At 61.9% G+C, this 18,388-nt stretch carries 17 protein-coding genes; 8 read left to right on the top strand and 9 right to left on the bottom strand.

Annotated elements, in window-relative coordinates; genetic code table 11:
* The 3 genes from B3V69_RS14505 to B3V69_RS14495 all read left to right on the top strand — a co-directional run.
* Positions 1 to 1,467: DNA-3-methyladenine glycosylase 2 family protein (locus B3V69_RS14505; protein WP_296447696.1), on the top strand; the 1,467-nt coding region annotated here is incomplete at its 5' end.
* A 45-nt stretch (positions 1,468 to 1,512) separates the two neighbouring features.
* Entirely contained in the window at positions 1,513 to 2,016 is a 504-nt protein-coding gene (locus B3V69_RS14500) for a methylated-DNA--[protein]-cysteine S-methyltransferase (RefSeq protein WP_296447695.1), read from the top strand.
* Positions 2,017 to 2,059: 43 nt separating this feature from the next.
* The gene (locus B3V69_RS14495) at positions 2,060 to 2,956 is read left to right on the top strand and encodes a DMT family transporter (RefSeq protein ID WP_296447693.1); all 897 of its coding nucleotides are present in this window, start codon (positions 2,060 to 2,062) and stop codon (positions 2,954 to 2,956) included.
* A 39-nt stretch (positions 2,957 to 2,995) separates the two neighbouring features.
* On the opposite strand, the gene B3V69_RS14490 is transcribed toward B3V69_RS14495, so the two are convergent.
* Together B3V69_RS14490 and B3V69_RS14485 are read right to left on the bottom strand one after the other, a co-directional pair.
* A complete protein-coding gene (locus B3V69_RS14490; RefSeq protein ID WP_296447691.1) occupies positions 2,996 to 3,172 on the bottom strand; it encodes a hypothetical protein in 177 nt (58 codons plus the stop codon).
* A gap of 73 nt (positions 3,173 to 3,245) precedes the next feature.
* Complete coding sequence (locus B3V69_RS14485) at positions 3,246 to 4,457, bottom strand: class I SAM-dependent methyltransferase (protein ID WP_296447689.1); 1,212 nt, start codon at positions 4,455 to 4,457, stop codon at positions 3,246 to 3,248.
* 204 nt (positions 4,458 to 4,661) lie between these two features.
* Here B3V69_RS14485 and B3V69_RS14480 point away from each other — a divergent pair, with 204 nt between their 5' ends.
* Positions 4,662 to 4,871, top strand: coding sequence for a hypothetical protein (locus B3V69_RS14480; protein WP_296447687.1), 210 nt, complete (start codon positions 4,662 to 4,664; stop codon positions 4,869 to 4,871).
* Between the two features lie 25 nt (positions 4,872 to 4,896).
* Here B3V69_RS14480 and B3V69_RS14475 read toward each other — a convergent pair whose 3' ends face one another.
* The 6 genes from B3V69_RS14475 to B3V69_RS14450 all read right to left on the bottom strand — a co-directional run bounded on the left by B3V69_RS14475 (position 4,897) and on the right by B3V69_RS14450 (position 12,903).
* Positions 4,897 to 6,816: an adenosylcobalamin-dependent ribonucleoside-diphosphate reductase gene (locus tag B3V69_RS14475; protein WP_296447685.1), complete on the bottom strand. Its 1,920-nt coding sequence runs from the start codon at positions 6,814 to 6,816 to the stop codon at positions 4,897 to 4,899.
* A gap of 103 nt (positions 6,817 to 6,919) precedes the next feature.
* A complete protein-coding gene (locus tag B3V69_RS14470; RefSeq protein ID WP_296447682.1) occupies positions 6,920 to 8,770 on the bottom strand; it encodes a sensor domain-containing diguanylate cyclase in 1,851 nt (616 codons plus the stop codon).
* 211 nt (positions 8,771 to 8,981) lie between these two features.
* Positions 8,982 to 9,527: a universal stress protein gene (locus B3V69_RS14465; RefSeq protein ID WP_296447681.1), complete on the bottom strand. Its 546-nt coding sequence runs from the start codon at positions 9,525 to 9,527 to the stop codon at positions 8,982 to 8,984.
* Positions 9,528 to 9,532: 5 nt separating this feature from the next.
* A complete protein-coding gene (locus B3V69_RS14460) occupies positions 9,533 to 10,291 on the bottom strand; it encodes a Crp/Fnr family transcriptional regulator (protein ID WP_296447679.1) in 759 nt (252 codons plus the stop codon).
* Between the two features lie 165 nt (positions 10,292 to 10,456).
* Positions 10,457 to 11,098 (bottom strand): response regulator, encoded by a 642-nt coding sequence (locus B3V69_RS14455; RefSeq protein WP_296447677.1) that lies wholly within the window; start codon positions 11,096 to 11,098, stop codon positions 10,457 to 10,459.
* Entirely contained in the window at positions 11,095 to 12,903 is a 1,809-nt protein-coding gene (locus B3V69_RS14450; protein ID WP_296447675.1) for a PAS domain-containing sensor histidine kinase, read from the bottom strand. Before B3V69_RS14450 ends, B3V69_RS14455 begins: the two co-directional genes overlap by 4 nt.
* Positions 12,904 to 13,114: 211 nt before the next feature.
* Between B3V69_RS14450 and miaA the strand changes: the two genes are divergently transcribed.
* Positions 13,115 to 14,227 (top strand): tRNA (adenosine(37)-N6)-dimethylallyltransferase MiaA, encoded by a 1,113-nt coding sequence (miaA, locus tag B3V69_RS14445; RefSeq protein ID WP_296447674.1) that lies wholly within the window; start codon positions 13,115 to 13,117, stop codon positions 14,225 to 14,227.
* Positions 14,224 to 14,895 (top strand): ABC transporter ATP-binding protein, encoded by a 672-nt coding sequence (locus B3V69_RS14440; RefSeq protein ID WP_296447671.1) that lies wholly within the window; start codon positions 14,224 to 14,226, stop codon positions 14,893 to 14,895. The genes miaA and B3V69_RS14440 overlap by 4 nt, the downstream gene beginning before the upstream one ends.
* Positions 14,896 to 14,940: 45 nt before the next feature.
* Here the strand turns inward: B3V69_RS14440 and B3V69_RS14435 are convergent, their stop codons facing one another.
* Positions 14,941 to 15,372 carry an Hsp20/alpha crystallin family protein gene (locus B3V69_RS14435; protein WP_296447668.1) on the bottom strand — a complete coding sequence of 144 codons (432 nt, stop codon included), beginning with the start codon at positions 15,370 to 15,372 and terminating at the stop codon, positions 14,941 to 14,943.
* A gap of 299 nt (positions 15,373 to 15,671) precedes the next feature.
* On the opposite strand from B3V69_RS14435, the gene B3V69_RS14430 reads away from it, so the two are divergent.
* Positions 15,672 to 16,088, top strand: a complete 417-nt coding sequence (locus B3V69_RS14430) for an archease (RefSeq protein WP_296447666.1) — start codon at positions 15,672 to 15,674, stop codon at positions 16,086 to 16,088.
* Positions 16,089 to 16,139: 51 nt separating this feature from the next.
* Positions 16,140 to 18,388: FtsX-like permease family protein (locus B3V69_RS14425; RefSeq protein WP_296447663.1), on the top strand; the 2,249-nt coding region annotated here is incomplete at its 3' end.

Below are 18,388 nucleotides of genomic sequence, written 5' to 3'. Positions count from 1 at the left end.
ACCGGCATCTATTGCCGCCCGGTGTGCCGGGTGCGCACGCCCAAGCGCGAGAACTGCCGCTTTTTTGCCCATGCAGCGCAAGCGGAGCTGGCTGGCTTTCGGCCCTGCCTGCGCTGCCGCCCGGAACTTGCACCGCGCACACCCGCCCCCAGCCTCGCCCCCGAGGCCCGCGCCTGGTCGATCCAGGACGCCTCCAGCATTCTGGCCGCTCAGGCAGCCCGGCTGCTCGACACCCCCGATGCCTGGCTGGACGCCGCACCCACCGTGCAGCGACTGGCGCAACGGGTGGGCGTCAGCGACCGTCACCTGCGGCGTATTTTTGAAGCACAGTTTGGTGTGCCGCCCCTGCAGTACCTGCAAACGCAGCGCTTGCTGAGCGCCAAACAGCTGCTGACCGACACCGCGCTGCCCGTCACCCAGGTCGCGCATTTGAGCGGCTTTGCCAGCCTGCGGCGTTTCAATGCCGCGTTTGCCGCCCATTACGCCCTCAACCCCAGCCAGTTGCGCCGCCAAGGGACAGCGCTCGGTCACGGCGCGGTGGCGCAAGGCATCCACGTCAGACTGGCGTATCGCCCGCCCTATGACGTGGACGCCATGCTGCAGTTCTTTGGCACCCGCCAGATCGCAGGCGTTGAAGACGTCGCGCTGGCGCCCGACGACCTGAGCATCGGCAAAACCGTGGCCGTGCAATCGGGCAAGACGCTGTACACCGGCTGGCTGGTGGCCCGCTTTGACGCGGCTAACCACCGCGTTGATCTGCGCTTGAGTGATTCGCTGCGCGATGTGCTGCCCTCGGTGATGGCACGGGTGCGCGCCCTGCTCGACCTGGACGCTGATCCCCGCGCCATCAACAGCTTGTTGCGGTCCCGCTTCCCGCTGGGCGACGGCCTGCGCGTGCCGGGCACGCTGGACGGCTTTGAGCTGGCCGTGCGCGCCGTCCTGGGCCAGCAGATCACGGTGGCGGCGGCGCGCACGCTGACCGCCAGACTGGTGCAACGCTTTGGTGAACCGATCGAGACCCCGATCGCCGGGCTGAACCGGCTTTTTCCCGGCGCCGCCGCACTGGCCGGCGCCAGCGGCGACGCGCTGGGCCAGTTGGGCATCGTCAAGCAACGACAAGCGGCGATCCAGGCCATCGCCAACGCCGTGTTGAATGGTCAGCTGCCCCTGCACGCGGGAGCGGATGTGCCCGCCACGCTGGCCGCCCTGAAGGCTTTGCCCGGTATTGGCGACTGGACCGCCCAGTACATCGCCATGCGTGCGCTGCGTTGGCCCGACGCCTTTCCGGCCGGCGACGTCGCCCTGCACAAGGCGCTGGGCGTGCAAGACGCCAAAAACCCGGCCCGAGAAGCACAAGCGGCGTCTGTGGCCTGGCAGCCGTGGCGCAGCTACGCGGTGATTCGCGCCTGGGCCGCCCTGCCCACGGCGCCAGCACGCCGGCAAGTCGCCCCAATTGCTACCAAATAGATAGCTGCTCACGCATACTCCACGAGGGCTACAAGGAGAATTAACATGAAGTTTGCACCGTCCACCGTTCAGACCAGCTATGACAGCCCGCTCGGACGCATGATTCTGGCGACCGCGCACGACAAGCTAGTCGGCGTGTGGTTTGACGGTCAGCGCCACCAGCCTGACAGCGCGAGCTGGCCCGAAGCACCCGATCACCCTCTGTTGCAAGAGGCCAAGACCCAATTGAGCGACTACTTTGCGGGCCGTCGCGCATTTTTTGCGCTGCCGTTGGAGCTGGATAGCGGCACCGATTTTCAGACCAAGGTCTGGCGCGCCCTGCTGAACATCCCCTTGGGTGCCACCTCCAGCTATGGCGCGCTGGGTGCCGGTATCGGTAAAGCCACGGCGGTGCGCGCCGTCGGCGGGGCGGTGGGACGCAACCCCTTGAGTATCATCGTGCCCTGTCACCGCGTGATGGGTGCGGGCGGCGCCCTGACTGGTTATGCCGGCGGCATTGAACGCAAAATAGCCCTGCTGCAACTTGAAGGCGCGGTCTTCAAGACCTGATCCCACATGACGCTTACCCCGATACCAACCTGAAGCAACCGCATTGAATTCACACCAACCCCAAAGACCGTGGCGAGCGGACTTCTTACTCCTTTCGGCAATCTGGGGCTCGTCCTTCCTGGCCGTCCGTCTGGGTGCCCACGAATTTGGCGCTTTGCCGACCGCCGGCGTTCGCACCGCGATTGCTTCGCTGGTTCTGCTGCCCATGCTGCTGTGGCGTGGTCTGGGGCCGGAGCTGGCCCGAAACTGGAAAATGGTCTTTTTCGTGGGCCTGCTCAACTCCGGCATTCCCTTTGCCTGCCTCGCCTTCGCCCTGCTGTCGATCAGCACCGGAATGTCTTCCATCCTGAACGCAACAGCCCCCTTGTTTGGCGCGCTGGTCGCCTGGGTCTGGCTCAAGGACCGGCCCCATCGTTTGCGCATTCTCGGGCTGTTGATCGGCTTTGTCGGCGTCGCACTGCTGGCCTGGGACAAAGCCAGCTTCAAGCCTGACGCCTCTGGCATGGCCACCGGCTGGGCGGTGCTGGCCTGTCTGCTGGCGTGCCTGTGCTACGGCCTCTCGGCCAGCTTCACCAAACGCTACCTCAGCGGTCTGCCCGCCCTGGTGACCGCCACCGGCAGCCAGCTGGGCGCCACGCTGGGCCTGGCGCTGCCCACCCTGTGGCTGTGGCCGCGACAGGCACCAAGCGCTTCGGCCTGGCTGGCCTTGCTGTGGGTGGGCGTGCTGTGCACGGGCGTGGCCTACGTGCTGTATTTCCGGCTGATAGAAACCGTCGGCCCGGCGCGTTCACTCTCGGTGACCTTCGTCGTGCCGGTGTTTGCGCTGATGTACGGCAGCCTCTTCCTGCATGAGACCATCTCCCTGTGGATGCTGTTCTGCGGCACCATCATCGCGTGCGGCACGGCACTATCGGTCGGCTTGCTTAAACTGCGGCAATAAAGCGTCCGGCCCACGCACGGCCTCTGCCGAAAATCGCGCTCACGGGCTGAGGCTCCAGTTGGTCGACAACAGGTACCACATGATCAGCGCCGGGATGACCACCGGCAGCGACAGACCGACAAACATCAGGGCCGTCATCAAAAACGTCCCCATGTCGTTGATCCAGAGTCGAAACAACTCGATCAGGTCGACATTCCAGAATCTTTGCTTTTTCATCCTGCGAACGATACCCCGACCGGGCGGCTATTGCAAATAGCGCGACCGAGTGGCCAAACCAGCAGCGCAGCGCTCAAGGCGGGCCGCCGTACATGTAGTCGCGTGTCAGCGGCTGCTGGCGCAGCTCACTGTTTTCGGCCTTGCTGCAAAGCACCTGGTAAAGGTTCATCCAGCCATGGGAAAAACCGTAGGCGCAGCCCGCCAGGTAGATCTGCCAGATGCGGTAGCGCCGCTCGCCGACAATGCCCACGGCTTCATCGCGACGCGACTCAAGATTGTTGGACCAGGCCTCGCAGGTGCGTGCATAGTGCCGCCGCAACGATTCAACGTCCACCACTTCCAGGCCGGCGCTGGCCATTTCCTTCAGGGCCAGCGAAACATGCGGCAACTCGCCGTGCGGGAACACGTAACGGTCGATGAATTCACCCGCACCCATGCCAAGCCACCGACTCTCAACGTCACTGGTGGTAATGCCATGATTAAGAACCAAGCCATCCTCTTTCAGAAGCCGGTGAATCGCCTGGAAATAAACGGGCAGGTTTTTCAGCCCCACATGTTCAAACATGCCAACGCTGGCAATTTTGTCGTAGGCATCTGCTTCCTTGAGGTCACGGTAGTCACACAGCAACACCCGGCACCGGTCGCCCAGGCCGGCACGCTGGATTTGTTCCTGGGCACTGTCAAACTGGTTTTGTGACAAGGTGATGCCGGTCGCGATGGCGCCATACTTTTGCGCCGCGCGAATGACCAAGGCGCCCCAGCCACAGCCAATATCGAGAAACTTTTCGCCGGGCTTGAGCATCAGCTTGTTCAGGATATGGTCGAGCTTCTGGCTTTGGGCCGCTTCCAGGGTGTCACTGTCATGTCGATAGTAGGCACACGAATAGACCATGCCGCGATCAAGAAACAAGGCGTAAAAATCGTTGGCGACGTCGTAGTGGTACTGGATCGCCTCTCGATCACGATCACGACTGTGGTGCGTGACCCGCTGAAACACCGCGGGAAGTCTGGCCGTCACGCTGCGCGCCAGCCCCTCCGCCACCTTGAACACGTTTTTGGACGAGCCTTCCACGCGAATATGTCCCTCGACAAAGGCTTCTCCCAACTTGTTGAGGTTTGGCGATATGAAGTAGCGAAGCGCCCATGAGCTCGGAATGGTCACGGTCACGCTGGGGTCGCTGCAAAAATCAAACTGGCGACCATTCCACAACTCAATCCGCAGCGGCACGGCAACCTGGGCCCGGATCTGGTCAATGGCTTTCAAAAAGCGTTTCTCAAAAAACATAGGCTACCTCCATGGGTATTGACAATGCATTGATGGCCAATCGAGGCCTTGACAATAATCAAACCCCGCAGCCGTCCGGCTTCCGGTGGACCACACCGGTGCGCCATCGCAAAGACCTGAAAAGGTATCCCATTGCGAATAGTCAACAATCAGCAGGCAGGGCCCTTATATATTGATTTCAAGTCACATGTCAGGAGGTCGGCAATGGAAAACTCTGAGTCCAGGACCGATCTGGGCCAGGCCCTTGGAGAGATCAGCGCAACCTTGTTTGAGTTGCGCGATGCACTCGTCGAGTTGTCGCTGTCCTTGAAGGACTGGCAGTTTGAGAATGACGTGGAACAGCAAAAAAGCACGGGCACCACGCTCCAGCAGTTGCTGCAAAAAATTATGTCCGTCCAAGATCCCTTGTCTTGAAACAGGCCGACCCTTCACTCGCAAGTTAGATCAGCTCGCGCTGCCCGTCGCTGTGCCGTCTGCGGGCGGTCGCGCGTCGCTGGCGCGCCACCACGACCTCGCCCGCCCGGTTGCCTTCCCGGAACACCGCACAGCCTTTGAGTCCAAGCTCCCAGGCGCGTCGCAACACGAAGCCCAGCTCCTGCGGGTTAACGGCTTCCGGTAGTCGCACGGTCTTGGAGATCGCGTTGTCCACGCAGGACTGCACGGTCTCCATCATGCGCAACTGGTCTTCGGCGCTGACATCGACCGCCTGAACAAAGTGCGCCGGCAATGTGGCTTGACGGCCGTACAAGGCCTGGTAGTGGCGCCACGCGGCATCTTCCACATCAAAAGTTACGGTTTGGCCATCAGCCCCTCGCATGCGACGCACGGCCTTGAAAGAAGCAATGGGCTCGATGCCGCTGGAAACATTGTTGGCCAGCAAGTTGATGGAGCCTGAGGGAGCCACCGCCAGCAGGTGGCTGTTGCGAATCCCATGTTGCGCGATCGCGTCCTGAATGTCGGAGGACAGCGTCCGCACAAACGGACTGGCGCCATATTGGGTCTTTTCAAGCTCGGGGAACACGCCTTTCTCCTGAGCGATCGCAATGGATGTGCGGTAAGCCGTGTCGCGTATCGTGCCCATAATCTCGCGTGTCAGATCAATGCTCGCCGGCGAGCCATAGCGCAAACCCAGCATGGCAAACATATCGGCCAAACCGGTGATACCCAGTCCAATTCGCCTGCTGGCGCCGGCCGCTTTTTCCTGCGCCTTGAGTGGAAACAAGGAGATATCGTGAACGTTGTCCAGAAAGCGCGTGGCGACGCTGGCAACCGCTTTCAGCTCGTCGAAATCCACGCTGGGGTGCTCGCCAAAAGGGGCCAGCACGAATCGGCTCAGGTTGATGGACCCCAGGTTGCAGGCGCCGTACGGCGCCAGCGGCACATCCCCGCCGGGGTTGGTGGCCGACAGTCGCTCGCAGTACCAAAGATTGTTGGCACGGTTGATCCGGTCGATGAACAGAACGCCGGGCTCCACACTGGCGTGTTGAACGGCCAGCAGCTTGTCCCACAAGGCGCGCGCTGGTATGCGCCGGTACACCAGGCAAAGCTGAGGCGTCACGCTGCCGGACCAAACCCGTTCGCACACTTCACCGCCGACCGGGATCGCGCGATCTCCCAGCGGAAACACCAGGGGCCACGAAGCGTCTTCCTCGACGGCGCGCATGAATTCGTCACTCACCAGGACCGACAGGTTGAAGTGCGGCAATGTGCCGCGGGCGATTTTCGCTTCGATAAAGGATTCAATATCAGGGTGATCGCAACGCAGTGTTGCCATCATGGCCGCATGACGCAGCTTGCTCGACTCCAGCACCGTGTTCGCTTCCTCCCAGACTTTCATGAAAGAGACCGGTCTTGAGGCAGCGCCGCCACCGGATACCGTCAACGAACCGGCCGGGCGCAAGGTGGAGAAGTCTACGCCGACCCCGCCACCGGCCTGCAGGGTCAACATGGCTTCGCGCAGCGCATTGAAAATACCTTGCACCGAGTCCTCAATCGGTCCCATCACGAAAAAGTTGAACAAGGTGGCACGAGTCGAGGTCCCTGCACCGGCCAGAATCCGGCCTCCCGGCAGGAAACGAAAATCATTCAAAATGGCCCGGAAACGCTCGCGCCATTCATCGTGTTGGTGCGCCTCTGCGCCAGAGACGGCAAGCGCCACCCGATCCCAAGTATCCTCAATCGAGGACTCCTGCAACTGTCCCTCTTCAGACCACCGGTATTTGGCTCGCCAGACATGTTCTGAAATTTTCTGGCTGAAGGGCTCCATCTGCATGTTATGCAATCCAAATCCGTTGATGGCTTCAGCATAGCCATCGCCGACTGACAACGCTTGATAAATCGCAAGAGTGACTAAGGTCACGGTTATCCGCCAATAGAAATTGCCTTTGGCCCCTTTACCAACGCAGGCAAACAACCGCAACCATGAACTACGAATGCACCTTGTCGCCGCCCGGCCAGTGCGGCTACCGCTGTCCCATTTCGAGGCGGTCCCGACCACCGTTTTTGGCCCGATAGAGCGCCGCATCGGCCAGGCCCAGCAGGGCGGAAAAAGAGGTCTCGATCGATAGACAACTGGCGCCGATGCTGACCGTATACGGGAGGCGTTTACCCTCCACTTCAACCTGGCTGGCACGCACACTCTCAAGAATCCGTTGCGCCAGCGCTTGCCCTCCTTCAAGCGCCGTATTGGGTAACAACACCGCAAACTCTTCGCCGCCGAGGCGGCCAATCAAATCCGACTCCCTTAAAACACCGGTCACCGTCTGCACGAATCCCCGAAGAACTGCGTCCCCCGCCGCGTGCCCATGCTGGTCGTTGATGAGTTTGAAATGATCCAGATCCAGCATCAGCACCATCAGTGGTAATTCATAGCGCGTTGACCGGGTTAACTCTTGCTCGGCCAAATCCAGAAAATTCCGCCGACTGAGGGCCCCCGTCAAAGCATCGGTATTGGCCAGCCGGGAATTGGCCAGCTCGGCTTCCTTGAGATTGCTGACATCTTCGTGGCTGACCACGATCCGTTTCTCGGCATCGTGCACGGGCGTCGCTTTCATGATGAACCAACGCCTGTCCAAAGGTGCGAAAAATGGATGCTGAAGCTGAAAATCGGGAACTTCGCCGGACGCGACTGCCGCAATGCCAGCCGTGACGGCCAGCACCGTTTGCGGGTCTTTCCCGCTCATGCAATTGAGAACCTCCAGGTAGCTCGTGCCACTGCAAGCGGCGCTCTTGGCGCATCCGTTGCAAATTGTATTTTTCCGCCAGGCTGCATTGGTTTGCAGGACGGTGCCGTGGCGATCCAGTATCGCGATTTGGGCCGCCAGGGAATCGAACACCGCCTGCTGGAATCGACTGGCAAGCAGCAATTCGTTTTCTGTCTGTTTTCGGCGCGTGATATCGACATGCGTGCCGATCATCCGCATGGCTTGGCCTTGCGCAGTACGACTGACGACGGTGCCCCGGGAAAGAACCCATTTCCAGCTGCCGTCCTTGCATTGCCCCCGGTGTTCATTGAAATAATTGGCCGTCTTGCCGCTCAGGTGCGCTTGCATATCCGCCATCACACGCCGCTTATCGTCCGGATGGATGCGGGAATTCCAGTTCTCCATGTGGTGTCCGTACCCATTTTCGGCAAAGCCGAAGAGTTGCCCGAAGCGCTTTGAAAAAACCACTTCGCCAGTTTGCACATTCCAGTCCCAAACGCCGTCGCCTGCTGCCTCCAGCGCCAGCTTCCAGCGTTCCTCATTGACGCGCAATTTTTCCTCAATTTGCCGGCGCTCAGTGATATCCACCAGGATGACCTGCCACCCCAAGACGTGCGAAAGCGGCGTGAGCTTGATCTGAACATGCGCGGCCGGCAAGCCCTTTTTTACCAGCGATAGCTCACCGCCCGGCGCATCACTGGAGGTGCTGGCACGCTCCAACCAGGCATTGAACACCAAGCGCTCTGCGTCGGATAGATGCAATCCGAATCGGCTACCCAGCAGTCGGGCACGCTCCCCGCCCAGCAGATTGGCACCGGCCAGATTCAACTTGGTAATGGTGCCCGCGGGGTCGAGCGAAAGCATGCCCACCGGGGCATGGTCATAGAGTTCGCCGTTTTGATTGAGCGCCAACTCAAGTTGAGCGCGGGCGGTGTTCAGATGCTCGTTTTGCGATTCGAGCTCAATTTGATGGATTTCCAGTTCTTCAAATATCCGCTGAGCCTGCGGCAGCGTCAAGGCGGTGGCGTCACTTGTCAAATGACCCGGAAACCGCTTTTCCGCCAGCTCACGCAACTCGCCAAAGTTCGACGGATTTTTACGATAAACCATCGTCGCCACCCCGTCGTCTTGACTTCTGCATCACTGTGGCAAGCCTGGCTTGCGTGGCGCGCAACCCTGTTTCCAGTTTCTTGCTCACGGCGATGTCCTAAAAAGTGGTTTTCTAGCCTTCGATCCGATTTTTCAATGCTTTTGGAACAGTGTAGACCTGGATGGCATGCTCCTTACTTGCAACGACGCGATTCAAGACGTGAAGACGGGGTCAGGGTTCAATGGCGCTTTGGCTCATCAATTGTTCCGCGTGGGCAATTTCCTCCGGTGTCGGACGGTCCACCATGACCGGTATGTGAGCCAGGGTCAAGGTCTTGAGTGCGACGCTGCCCAGAAAAACGCTGGACAAACCGCCACGTCCGTGCGACCCCATGAAGATCATGCTGCAATTCTCGCGTTTTGCCGCTTCCACGATGGCTTGTGCGGGACTTGAGTTGAATTCGATTCGCGTGCTCACAGTCACGCCCAACGCGTCGGCTGCATTCGCAACCAGGCCTAGATAGCGATCAACGATGGCCCGACACTGCGTCTCATAATCTGCCTCGGACGGGTACTCAAAAGGTATGCCGCCGACGTAGACCGGGTACTGGTAGACAGGTATTGAATGAAAGGCAACCACCCGTAACCCCATGCGCTTCGCGAATTCCACGGCCTTGAGTGCACCGGCAATCGACAGGGCCGACCCATCGGTGGGAACCAGAATGCTCTCAAACTTGGGGCTGCTCCTTTGAAGCGTCACCACATTACCGGTCGCCATGGCCTCTAACTTTCGAATTTGCGCAGCGCATCCAGCGAGAGAATCTTTATTTCACGCCGGTCGACCGAGATGATGCCGAGGTGATCCAGTGCCGAGAAGGCACGGCTGACGGTCTCCAGCGTGACGTTCAGGTGATTGCCGATGTCGCGCCGGGTCATGGGCAATGTGAATCGGTTGGGAGAGTAGCCCATGGCATTGAAACGCTCCGACTGAATCCGCAGGAAACGAGCCACGCGCGCTTCCGACTTGGCCGAGTGCGACAAGGCGTAGGCGGTTTGTTCCTGAACGATCTCGCGGCTGATGGCCCAATAAGCCATGCGTTCAATATCGTTGCAGCCCCGGCCTGGCGAAAACAATTCCGCGGAAGGGATCTTGATCAAATCGCAATCCGTCAAGGCGACCACTTCACTCAGGTACTTGTTTTTGCAAATGCCGTCAAAACCCAGCAGGTCGCCCTTCATGGGAAAGGCAAGAACGTGCTCGGCACCGTCGACATGCGTCATCGAAGTTTTGAGAGCCCCGAGTCGAACCACGTACAGCCCCTCAAACGCCTGCCCCATGCTCAAGGCCGACTGGCCGGCCTTGAGGCGACGACGCCGAAAAAGGCTGTTGTCATTCATTTCGTGCACATGACCATCAAACCGCAACAAGTTCAATATTTCCTGAAAATCCGACCAGCGTTCGTCGCTTTCCAGCTTTAGCGCAGGTTGACTCACTGAAGGTTGCCAACGGGCCGCGCTCGATATTGCTTGAACATTCATCATGGTTGTGCTCTCTTTCTGGATGCCGCGCCCGGTGGGCGCTCAAGCCAATCCCTGGCAACAACTTTATTTGGCGCGTCGCGTCCCGTATGTAGGACGATATCAACTAATTATGTAGTCAATTATCAACAGTGCACGCGACAACTCACCGCAGCAGCAAGCCCTGATTCACCGGTCCTCGGAGTCAATCAGCTTGTGTCGAATGGCCAATCGGACCAGCCCCGGAACGTCACTCACGCCCAGCTTGGCCATCAGGCGGCTGCGGTAGGTGGCGACCGTCTTGGGTGACAAATGGAGTTTCAAGCCAATTTCGGCGCTCGACTGGCCATTGACAACCATGATGATGATTTGTCGCTCACGCGGGGACAGCGTGCTCAAAGGGTCTTCCTTGTCTTGTTGCGTATAGACCTGCATCGCGAGGTCGGCCACATCGGCGCCCAGGTATTTTTTTCCTTGAACCGCCGCGTCAATGGCGCTCATCAGATCGCTGCCGGCCGACCCTTTGAGCACATAAGCGCTGGCCCCCATGCGCAAGGCCTCCGCCACTTGGCGCGGCTGCCCCGACATGGTCAACACGATGCAGCGGGTCGGCAGGCGACGGCGTTGCAGTTCTGTCAGCAGCTCCAAACCAGAACGCCCTCCAAGATTGAGGTCAAGCAGCAGGACCTCGGGGCGCAGGCGCAGCAGGTCGGCCAGCGCCTCGGTAGGATCGGCCGACTCGCCCACCACATGGTGTCCTCTGGCCTCCAGCAAGGCACGCAAACCTTCGCGCATGATCTGGTGGTCGTCGACCAGGTACAAACGGGTCATGGCTTGGGCTGCCAGCTGAAATTCACGCGCGTTCCATGGGCTTCACCGGAGTCGATCGTGACAGCAGCGCCAATCGCCTGTGCCCGCTCGTGCATGCCGAGGATGCCAAGATGACCGGCTCGCGCCGTGATGCCACCCGCAATCCCGACGCCGTTATCGGCCACCTCGAGCTGCAATGACAGTGGCGCGCCCGACAGCGCGACCGACACCGACGGCGCGCCCGAGTGACGCAAGGCATTTTCGATCGCTTCCCGGGCCACCATGAAGGCGGCATATTCGACCTCGGGCGACCAGCGCATCACGGCAATTTCAGGCTGCACGTCAATGGAAAAATCAAGTTGCGGCTGCGTCAAAGAGCGGTTGCGAAGCTCGTTGTCGAGCGCCGCGGCGAGCCCATGCTCCTCCAGCAAGGGGGGACGCAAGTCGATCAGCACTTGCCTGACCTGTCCAATGGCCTGGCTGATGAGCGTGCCCATTTGCGTCTGTATCCGATAGACGCCCGCCGCGGTCTCGTCGGCCTGCAAGGTCATGATGGTTTCGTGAGCCATGCGAATGGCGGCCATCGTTTGGCCCAGTTGATCGTGCAGCGCCTGCGCCAGGCGCTTGACGAGCGTTCTTTCCTGCGCCATCAGCATTTGCGTCAGATCAGAGAGTTGCTCGCGGGATTGCTGAACTTCGGCATCGGTACGCACGCGCTCGGTGACGTCCCGCAGAATGGCGATCAGCACCTGCTGCCCGTGCACCGTCACTTGGGAGATGGTGCCTTCGAGGTCAATCTCCTGACCATCCGAACGAAGCCCCTTCACCATGCCCAATCCCATCATGCGGCTCGGCCCGCCTGCTTCGGCGAACAGGTGCAGGTGCTGCCGGTGCGCCGGGCGGACGTGCTCGGGCAAGAGCACCTCCAGCGATTGGCCTTGCATGCTGGCGCTGCTACGGCGAAAAATGCGCTCAGCGCCCGGGTTGAACATCTTGATCAGTCCTTCGCTGTCCACGCTGACAATCGCGTCGTTGGTCGCATTGATCACGGCGGAGAGCGTCTCCTGCTCTTCGGTCAGGCGCTGCTCGGGCACGCGCTTTTCGGTCACATCGCGAAAGTACACCGCCAAGCCTTGCGCGGAAGGGTAGACATGCACTTTTCGCCACGCCCCCAAGGGCGCATAGTAGGCCTCGAAGCTCGCCGTCTTGCCGTCGGCCATCGCGCGTTCGCACTCGGTCTGAAAATTGGTTCCGACGAACTCGGGAAACTTCTCCCACACCGTGCGGCCCAGCAGGTCATCGCGATGACAGCACAACAATTCCGCGGCACGGGCGTTGACGTAAGTAAAGCGCCAGTCGAGGTCCAGGGTATAGAAAGCATCGGAGATGCTCTCCAAGGTGGTCGTCAGCCGATGCTGCAGGTCACGCTGTGATCGTTCCGCGCGACGCTGCTCGGTCATGTCCCGGACCAGCGCCATGCGCGCCTGAACGCCGTCGAGCTCCAGCTCGTCGGTCACCATCTCGACTTCGATCAACTCGCCGTTGCGATGCTTGTGCCGCCACAGTCTGGGCATGGCCTGCTCGCCCTTGGAAAGCTTGAGGTGCTCCTGCAATTGCGCGACATCGTCTTCATGGTGCAGGTCCAGCAAGGTCAGCCCGACGAACTCCTGCTTGCTGTAGCCGTACTGTGCTACGACAGCTTCATTGACGGCCAGCATGCGCAGGGTCTTGACGTCATAGACCCACATCGGTAGCGGATTTCGCTCAAAAAGGAGCCGGTAGCCGACCTGAAGCTTGTGCGCCGCGTCTTCAAATGGAAGCTCCATGCGAGAGGTTTCAGTGAGGGTTGACACTAGGGGAGACGATCATGGCGTATTCAATCAAATGGCCGGGTAGGCCGGAAAATCTTAACTGAGACTCTGCGCCAGGTAAATGCTCGCGTCGGCCACGATTCATGTTAACTGCTTTGCGCTTGCGAGTTATCAAGTGCGGCGTGGCAGACCGGCGGGCCGGTGTTGATCTGCTACGCTCAGTCCGATGTCTGTCCGATCCCCCCGCCCTGTCAGTCCCGCCGTGCCGCCAAGCGTGGGCGCCTATCTCGCGCTGGCCGGCCCGACGGCGTCGGGCAAGACGGCGGCCGCCATGGCGATCGCCCAGGCGCATGACATCGAGATCATCAGCGTCGACTCGGCGCTGGTCTACCGCGCCATGGACATCGGCACAGCCAAACCCTCGGCCACCGAACTGGCCGCCGTGCCGCACCACCTGATCAACATCCGCGACCCGCTGCAGGCCTACAGCGCCGCCGAATTTGTGATCGATGCACGGCGCCTGATTGGCGAAATCAGTGCCCGCGGCCGACTGCCACTGCTGGTGGGCGGCACCATGCTGTACTTCAAGGCGCTGCTGGAAGGGCTGGACACCATGCCCAAGGCCGACCCGGCCATTCGTGCAGAACTGGCCGAAGAAGCCGGCCAAAAAGGTTGGCCCGCGCTGCACGCGGCGTTGGCGCTGGTTGACCCGATAACGGCGGCCCGCCTGCACCCATCTGATTCGCAACGCATTCAGCGCGCGCTGGAGGTGTTTCGGCTTTCGGGGCAACCCCTGTCATCCTTTCATACTACAAAAACAATAGCTGCTCACGCACATTCCACGGGGGCTAGAGGCCAAAATGACCCTGACTCTTCGGTGGACGGCAGCTTGCTGATTTCACTCGAACCGCTGGACCGGGCCTGGCTGCACCAGCGCATTGCACAGCGCTTTGACGCGATGCTGGCAGCTGGTTTTTTGGACGAGGTCAAAGCCCTGCGCGCGCGCGGCGACCTGAATGCTGATTTGCCTTCCATGCGCTGCGTCGGCTACCGGCAGGCCTGGGAATACCTGGACGCGCACGAAGCACGCGGCCTGGACGCGCACGAAGCACGCGACCTGGACACGCACGCAGCACGTGGGCTGGGCGGCGCCCCACCCCTGGGCGAGTTGCGCGACAAAGGCATCTTCGCCACGCGCCAGCTCGCCAAGCGCCAGATCACTTGGCTGAGGGCCATGCCACAGCGCCGCGTCGTGGCCTGCGATGACCCCGCTGCCCTGCAGCAGGTGCTGGCTCTGGCCCAGGATTTTTTCCGGACCTCCGCGCAAGGCCGCGCATGAGTCTGGTGATCAGCAATTTGAGCAAGCACTACGGCGACGCGGCCGTCTTCAGCCAGGTGTCGCTGGACGTGGCAGCCGGCGAGTTTGTCGCCATTGTGGGGGAGTCCGGTGTCGGCAAATCCACCCTGCTCAACTGCATGGCCGGGCTGGATAACTGGGACACCGGTTCGGTGACGCTGGACGGGCTTGACCTGGGCCGCTTGAACGACGACCAGCGCGCCCAGCTGCGCCGCCAGCATGTGGGCTTTGTTTTTCAGGCGTTTCACGTCCTGCCGCACCTGGACGTCGCGCAGAACGTGGCCTTGCCTTTACTGCTGTTGGGCCAGGGCGACCCGGCGGCAGACGAGGCCCGCGTGCAGGCCATGCTCGACGCCGTGGGCCTGTCCGGCCTGGGCCAGCGCTTGCCGCAGCAGCTCAGCGGCGGGCAGCTGCAGCGGGTGGCGATTGCGCGTGCGCTGGTGCACCGCCCCAGCCTGCTGCTGGCCGATGAGCCCACCGGCAACCTCGACCCCAGCACCGCCGCCAAAGTGATGGACGCGCTGATCGCACAGGCCCGCCAGCAGCATGCCTCGCTGGTGCTGGTCACCCATTCGCAAGCGGCCAGCGCACGGGCTGACCGGGTCTTGACGCTGACTGCGGACGGACTCCGTCCCCGCGCGACGCAATGAGGGCCCGGTGCGCGTGGCGACCCGCCTGCCAGCGGCTGGCCGTGCTCACTCAATCTTGAGCTGCTGGGTCTCTTTCCCTTTTTGTTTTTTGGGCAGGGTGAGCGTCAGCACGCCGTTCTCGTACTTGGCCTTGGCCTGAGACGGGTCAACCTCCTGCGGCAACTGAAAGCTGCGGGCAATCGATCCGAAATACCGCTCCGTGCGCAAGACCTTGTCGTCCTTGCTCTGGGCATCCTGCTGTTTGATCTCGGCACGCAGCAAGACGACGTCGCCCTCCAGCGACACCTGAATCTCTTCCTTGCTCACGCCCGGGACTTCCGCATGGACTGTGTAGGCCTGCTCATTTTCCTTGACGTCGATCTTGATCTGCGCAGGGTCTGGCAACGGTTCGCCGTGCAGCGGCCTGACATAAAAACCGGGCGACATGTCCTTGAAGAATTCATTCAAAAGACCGCCTCGTGTCATCAGTGAGTTCATTTTCTTCTCCAGTGCATGAATCCATGTGATGCCTCTCCGCGACCCCGATGACCACGGACACCACCGCCAGATATGCGCATCAAAGGCAAATTATTCAAGCGTCGCCAGTGTCCCGGTTGACGCAAAGCAAGCTGACTTTCTTTAAAGCCAGGCCGGCTTGCATGCAGCCATCGGCACGCGAAAAAATGACATGCTCCTTGCGGTTTGTCAAATACTTCAGCAACCAGGCCGGGCATAAAAGAATGCTTGCAGCAAGAACCCTTCTGTGGCCTGCAGCATCGGCCGCGGACACACCCTCTATGTACAAGCACTGGGAACACTTCGAGCATGGCGCCGACATCGGCGTGCGCGGCGTGGGTGCCAGCAAGGCCGAAGCTTTTGAGCAGGCCGCGCTGGCGCTGACGGCCGTGATCACCGACCCGCTGGGCGTGGACGAACGCGAGACCGTGCACATCCGCTGCGAGGCGGCGGACGACGAATTGCTGCTCGCCAACTGGCTCAATGCGCTGGTGCGCGAGATGACGGCGCGGCGCATGCTGTTTGCGCGTTTTCATGTTCAGCTCAATGGCCGGCGCCTGGAGGCGCGGGCGCTGGGTGAGCCGATCTCGACGCCGCGCCATCAGCCGGCACTGGCGGTCAAAGGCGTCACCTACGTCGCCCTGCGCGTCGCACCCCTCCATGATGGCTGGCTGGCGCAAACGGTGGTGGATGTTTGAGCGGCGAATCCGTGAGCCGTCCTCGCCTGCGCTGGCTCCCTATACTGCCGTGTGCTGGCACTTCTTCAAACCTTCTCCTGGCAAGAGCTGCGCCAGCACCCCTGGCGTAACGCCGCGGCCATCGTCGCCGTGATGCTGGGCGTGGCGCTGGCGTTCTCGGTGCAGCTGATCAACGCCTCGGCGCTGGACGAGTTCTCCAAAGCGGTGCGCTCCGTCAACGGTCAGCCGGACCTGGAGCTGCGCGGCGTGCAGGGCAGCTTCAATGAGGCGGTCTTTGCCCGCGTCGCCCGGCTCCAGCAGGTGGCCGTGGCCTCGCCGGTGCTCGAAGTCAGCACCTATGCCCTGACAGCCAACGCCGAACGCGTGCTGCTGCGCGTGGTCGGGGTCGATGCGCTGCTGGTGGCCGCGGTGGCGCCAGCCCTCATGCCACTACCCGCGGCGGACGCCGACCGGCTGGCCCTGTTCTCGCCCAACAATGTGTTTTTGAACGCCAGTGCGCGCCAACGCCTCGGCGGCGACACACTGCTGCTGCAAAGCGCCTTGCAGCTGAAAAAAGTGACGGTGGTGGGCAGCGTCAACGCGGCTGGCGCGCCACTGGCGGTGATGGACATCGGCGCCGCGCAAGAACTGTTTGGCAAACAAGGTCAGCTCAGCCGCATCGATATCCGCCTGCAGGCTGGCACCGACCGGGCGGCCTTTGCGCAGGCCCTGCAAAGCGCCCCCGACTGGCCCGCCAGCGTCACCGTGGCCGAGCCCGGCGACGCTGCGACGCGCGTCAGCAACCTGTCGCGCGCCTACCGCGTCAACCTCACGGTGCTGGCGCTGGTGGCCTTGTTTACCGGGGCCTTTCTGGTGTTCTCGGTGCTGTCCCTGAGCGTGGCCAAGCGCGCCCAGCAATTTGCCCTGCTGGGCGTGCTGGGTCTGAGCGGGCGTGACCGGCTGCGTCTGGTGCTGCTCGAATCGCTGGTGCTGGGCGGGGTCGGCAGCGTGGCCGGCATCGCCCTCGGTACCGCCTTGGCGGCCCTGGCGCTGCGCCTGCTCGGCGGCGACCTCGGTGGCGGCTACTTTGCCGGCGTGGCGCCGACCCTGCAATGGAGTGGATGGGCGGCTCTGGCCTACGGTGCTTTGGGCGTGCTGGCGGCGCTGGTGGGGGGCTGGTGGCCGGCGCGACAGGCCCAGCGCCTGCCACTGGCGCAAACGCTCAAAGGTCTGGGCGGCAGCCTTGTGACCCGTCGCCATCACTGGCTTAGTATCATTTTGATAGCAGTAGGTGTAATGATGACAAGGGCTCCAGCCGTTTTCGGCATACCTCTGGCAGCCTATGTGTCGGTTGCGCTGCTGCTGCTGGGCGGCATCACGGCGCTGCCGTGGCTGATTGCGCTGCTGCTGGACCGCCTGGCGCCGCTGGTGGCGCGGCACGCCCTGCCCTTGCTGGCGGTGGAGCGCGCCCGCCGCGTGCGCGAGAGCGCCAGCGTGGCGATCAGCGGCGTCGTCGCGTCGCTGAGCCTGGCGGTGGCCCTGACGGTGATGGTGGCGAGTTTTCGCGGCTCGGTCATGCAGTGGCTGGATGTGGTGCTGCCGGCCGACCTCTATGTCCGCACCGCCACCGCCAGCAGTGCCAGCGAAACGGCCTATTTCACGCCGGAATTCGCGCAGGCCGTGGCGCGCCTGAGCGGCGTGCAAAAAGTGGCCGCGCAACGCAGCAGCCAGCTGCTGCTGGACCCGGCCCGACCGGCGATCACTTTGATTGCGCGCCCCCTCACCGACCCGGCGCGGGAACTGCCACTGATCGGTCAAGCGCTGCCGGTTCCGTCCGGCCAAATTGGCATCTACGTGAGTGAAGCCATGGTCGATCTGCACGACGCCCGGCAAGGCACTGTCTTTACTCCGATGTCTAGGTTTTTTGAGGCGCTAGCCCCCGTCAAACCTACGCAAGCAGCTACGTTTTTTGTAGCAGGCGTGTGGCGTGACTACGCCCGCCAGTCGGGCTCCGTGGTGATGGACCTGGCGGACTTCCAGCGCCTCAGCGGCGACCGGCGAGTCGGCGACCTCGCCCTGTGGCTGCCGGCCGACGCCAACGTCGCCAGCGTGCAGCAGGCGATCCGCGCGGCGGCCGGTGAAGGCGCGGGGGCGTTGATCGAATTTGCCTCGGCGCGCGAGATCCGGGCCACCTCTCTGAGAATTTTTGACCGCAGCTTTGCCGTCACCTACTGGCTGCAGGCCGTGGCCATCGCCATCGGCCTGTTTGGCGTGGCGGCGAGTTTCAGCGCCCAGGTGCTGGCGCGGCGCAAGGAGTTCGG

The sequence above is a fragment of the Rhodoferax sp. UBA5149 genome, assembly GCF_002413825.1.
GTDB lineage: Bacteria > Pseudomonadota > Gammaproteobacteria > Burkholderiales > Burkholderiaceae_C > Rhodoferax.
Note: the sequence above shows the minus strand (reverse complement) of the source record. Positions and strands in the feature narration are given on the sequence as shown.

Bases quoted from the DNA above. Each gene is read 5' to 3' on its own strand.
- B3V69_RS14500 (WP_296447695.1), top strand. From the start codon at position 1,513: ATGAAGTTTGCACCGTCCACCGTTCAGACCAGCTATGACAGCCCGCTC.
- B3V69_RS14490 (WP_296447691.1), bottom strand. From the start codon at position 3,172: ATGAAAAAGCAAAGATTCTGGAATGTCGACCTGATCGAGTTGTTTCGA.
- B3V69_RS14485 (WP_296447689.1), bottom strand. From the start codon at position 4,457: ATGTTTTTTGAGAAACGCTTTTTGAAAGCCATTGACCAGATCCGGGCC.
- B3V69_RS14480 (WP_296447687.1), top strand. From the start codon at position 4,662: ATGGAAAACTCTGAGTCCAGGACCGATCTGGGCCAGGCCCTTGGAGAG.
- B3V69_RS14470 (WP_296447682.1), bottom strand. From the start codon at position 8,770: ATGGTTTATCGTAAAAATCCGTCGAACTTTGGCGAGTTGCGTGAGCTG.
- B3V69_RS14465 (WP_296447681.1), bottom strand. From the start codon at position 9,527: ATGGCGACCGGTAATGTGGTGACGCTTCAAAGGAGCAGCCCCAAGTTT.
- B3V69_RS14460 (WP_296447679.1), bottom strand. From the start codon at position 10,291: ATGATGAATGTTCAAGCAATATCGAGCGCGGCCCGTTGGCAACCTTCA.
- B3V69_RS14455 (WP_296447677.1), bottom strand. From the start codon at position 11,098: ATGACCCGTTTGTACCTGGTCGACGACCACCAGATCATGCGCGAAGGT.
- B3V69_RS14450 (WP_296447675.1), bottom strand. From the start codon at position 12,903: ATGGAGCTTCCATTTGAAGACGCGGCGCACAAGCTTCAGGTCGGCTAC.
- miaA (WP_296447674.1), top strand. From the start codon at position 13,115: ATGTCTGTCCGATCCCCCCGCCCTGTCAGTCCCGCCGTGCCGCCAAGC.
- B3V69_RS14440 (WP_296447671.1), top strand. From the start codon at position 14,224: ATGAGTCTGGTGATCAGCAATTTGAGCAAGCACTACGGCGACGCGGCC.
- B3V69_RS14435 (WP_296447668.1), bottom strand. From the start codon at position 15,372: ATGAACTCACTGATGACACGAGGCGGTCTTTTGAATGAATTCTTCAAG.
- B3V69_RS14430 (WP_296447666.1), top strand. From the start codon at position 15,672: ATGTACAAGCACTGGGAACACTTCGAGCATGGCGCCGACATCGGCGTG.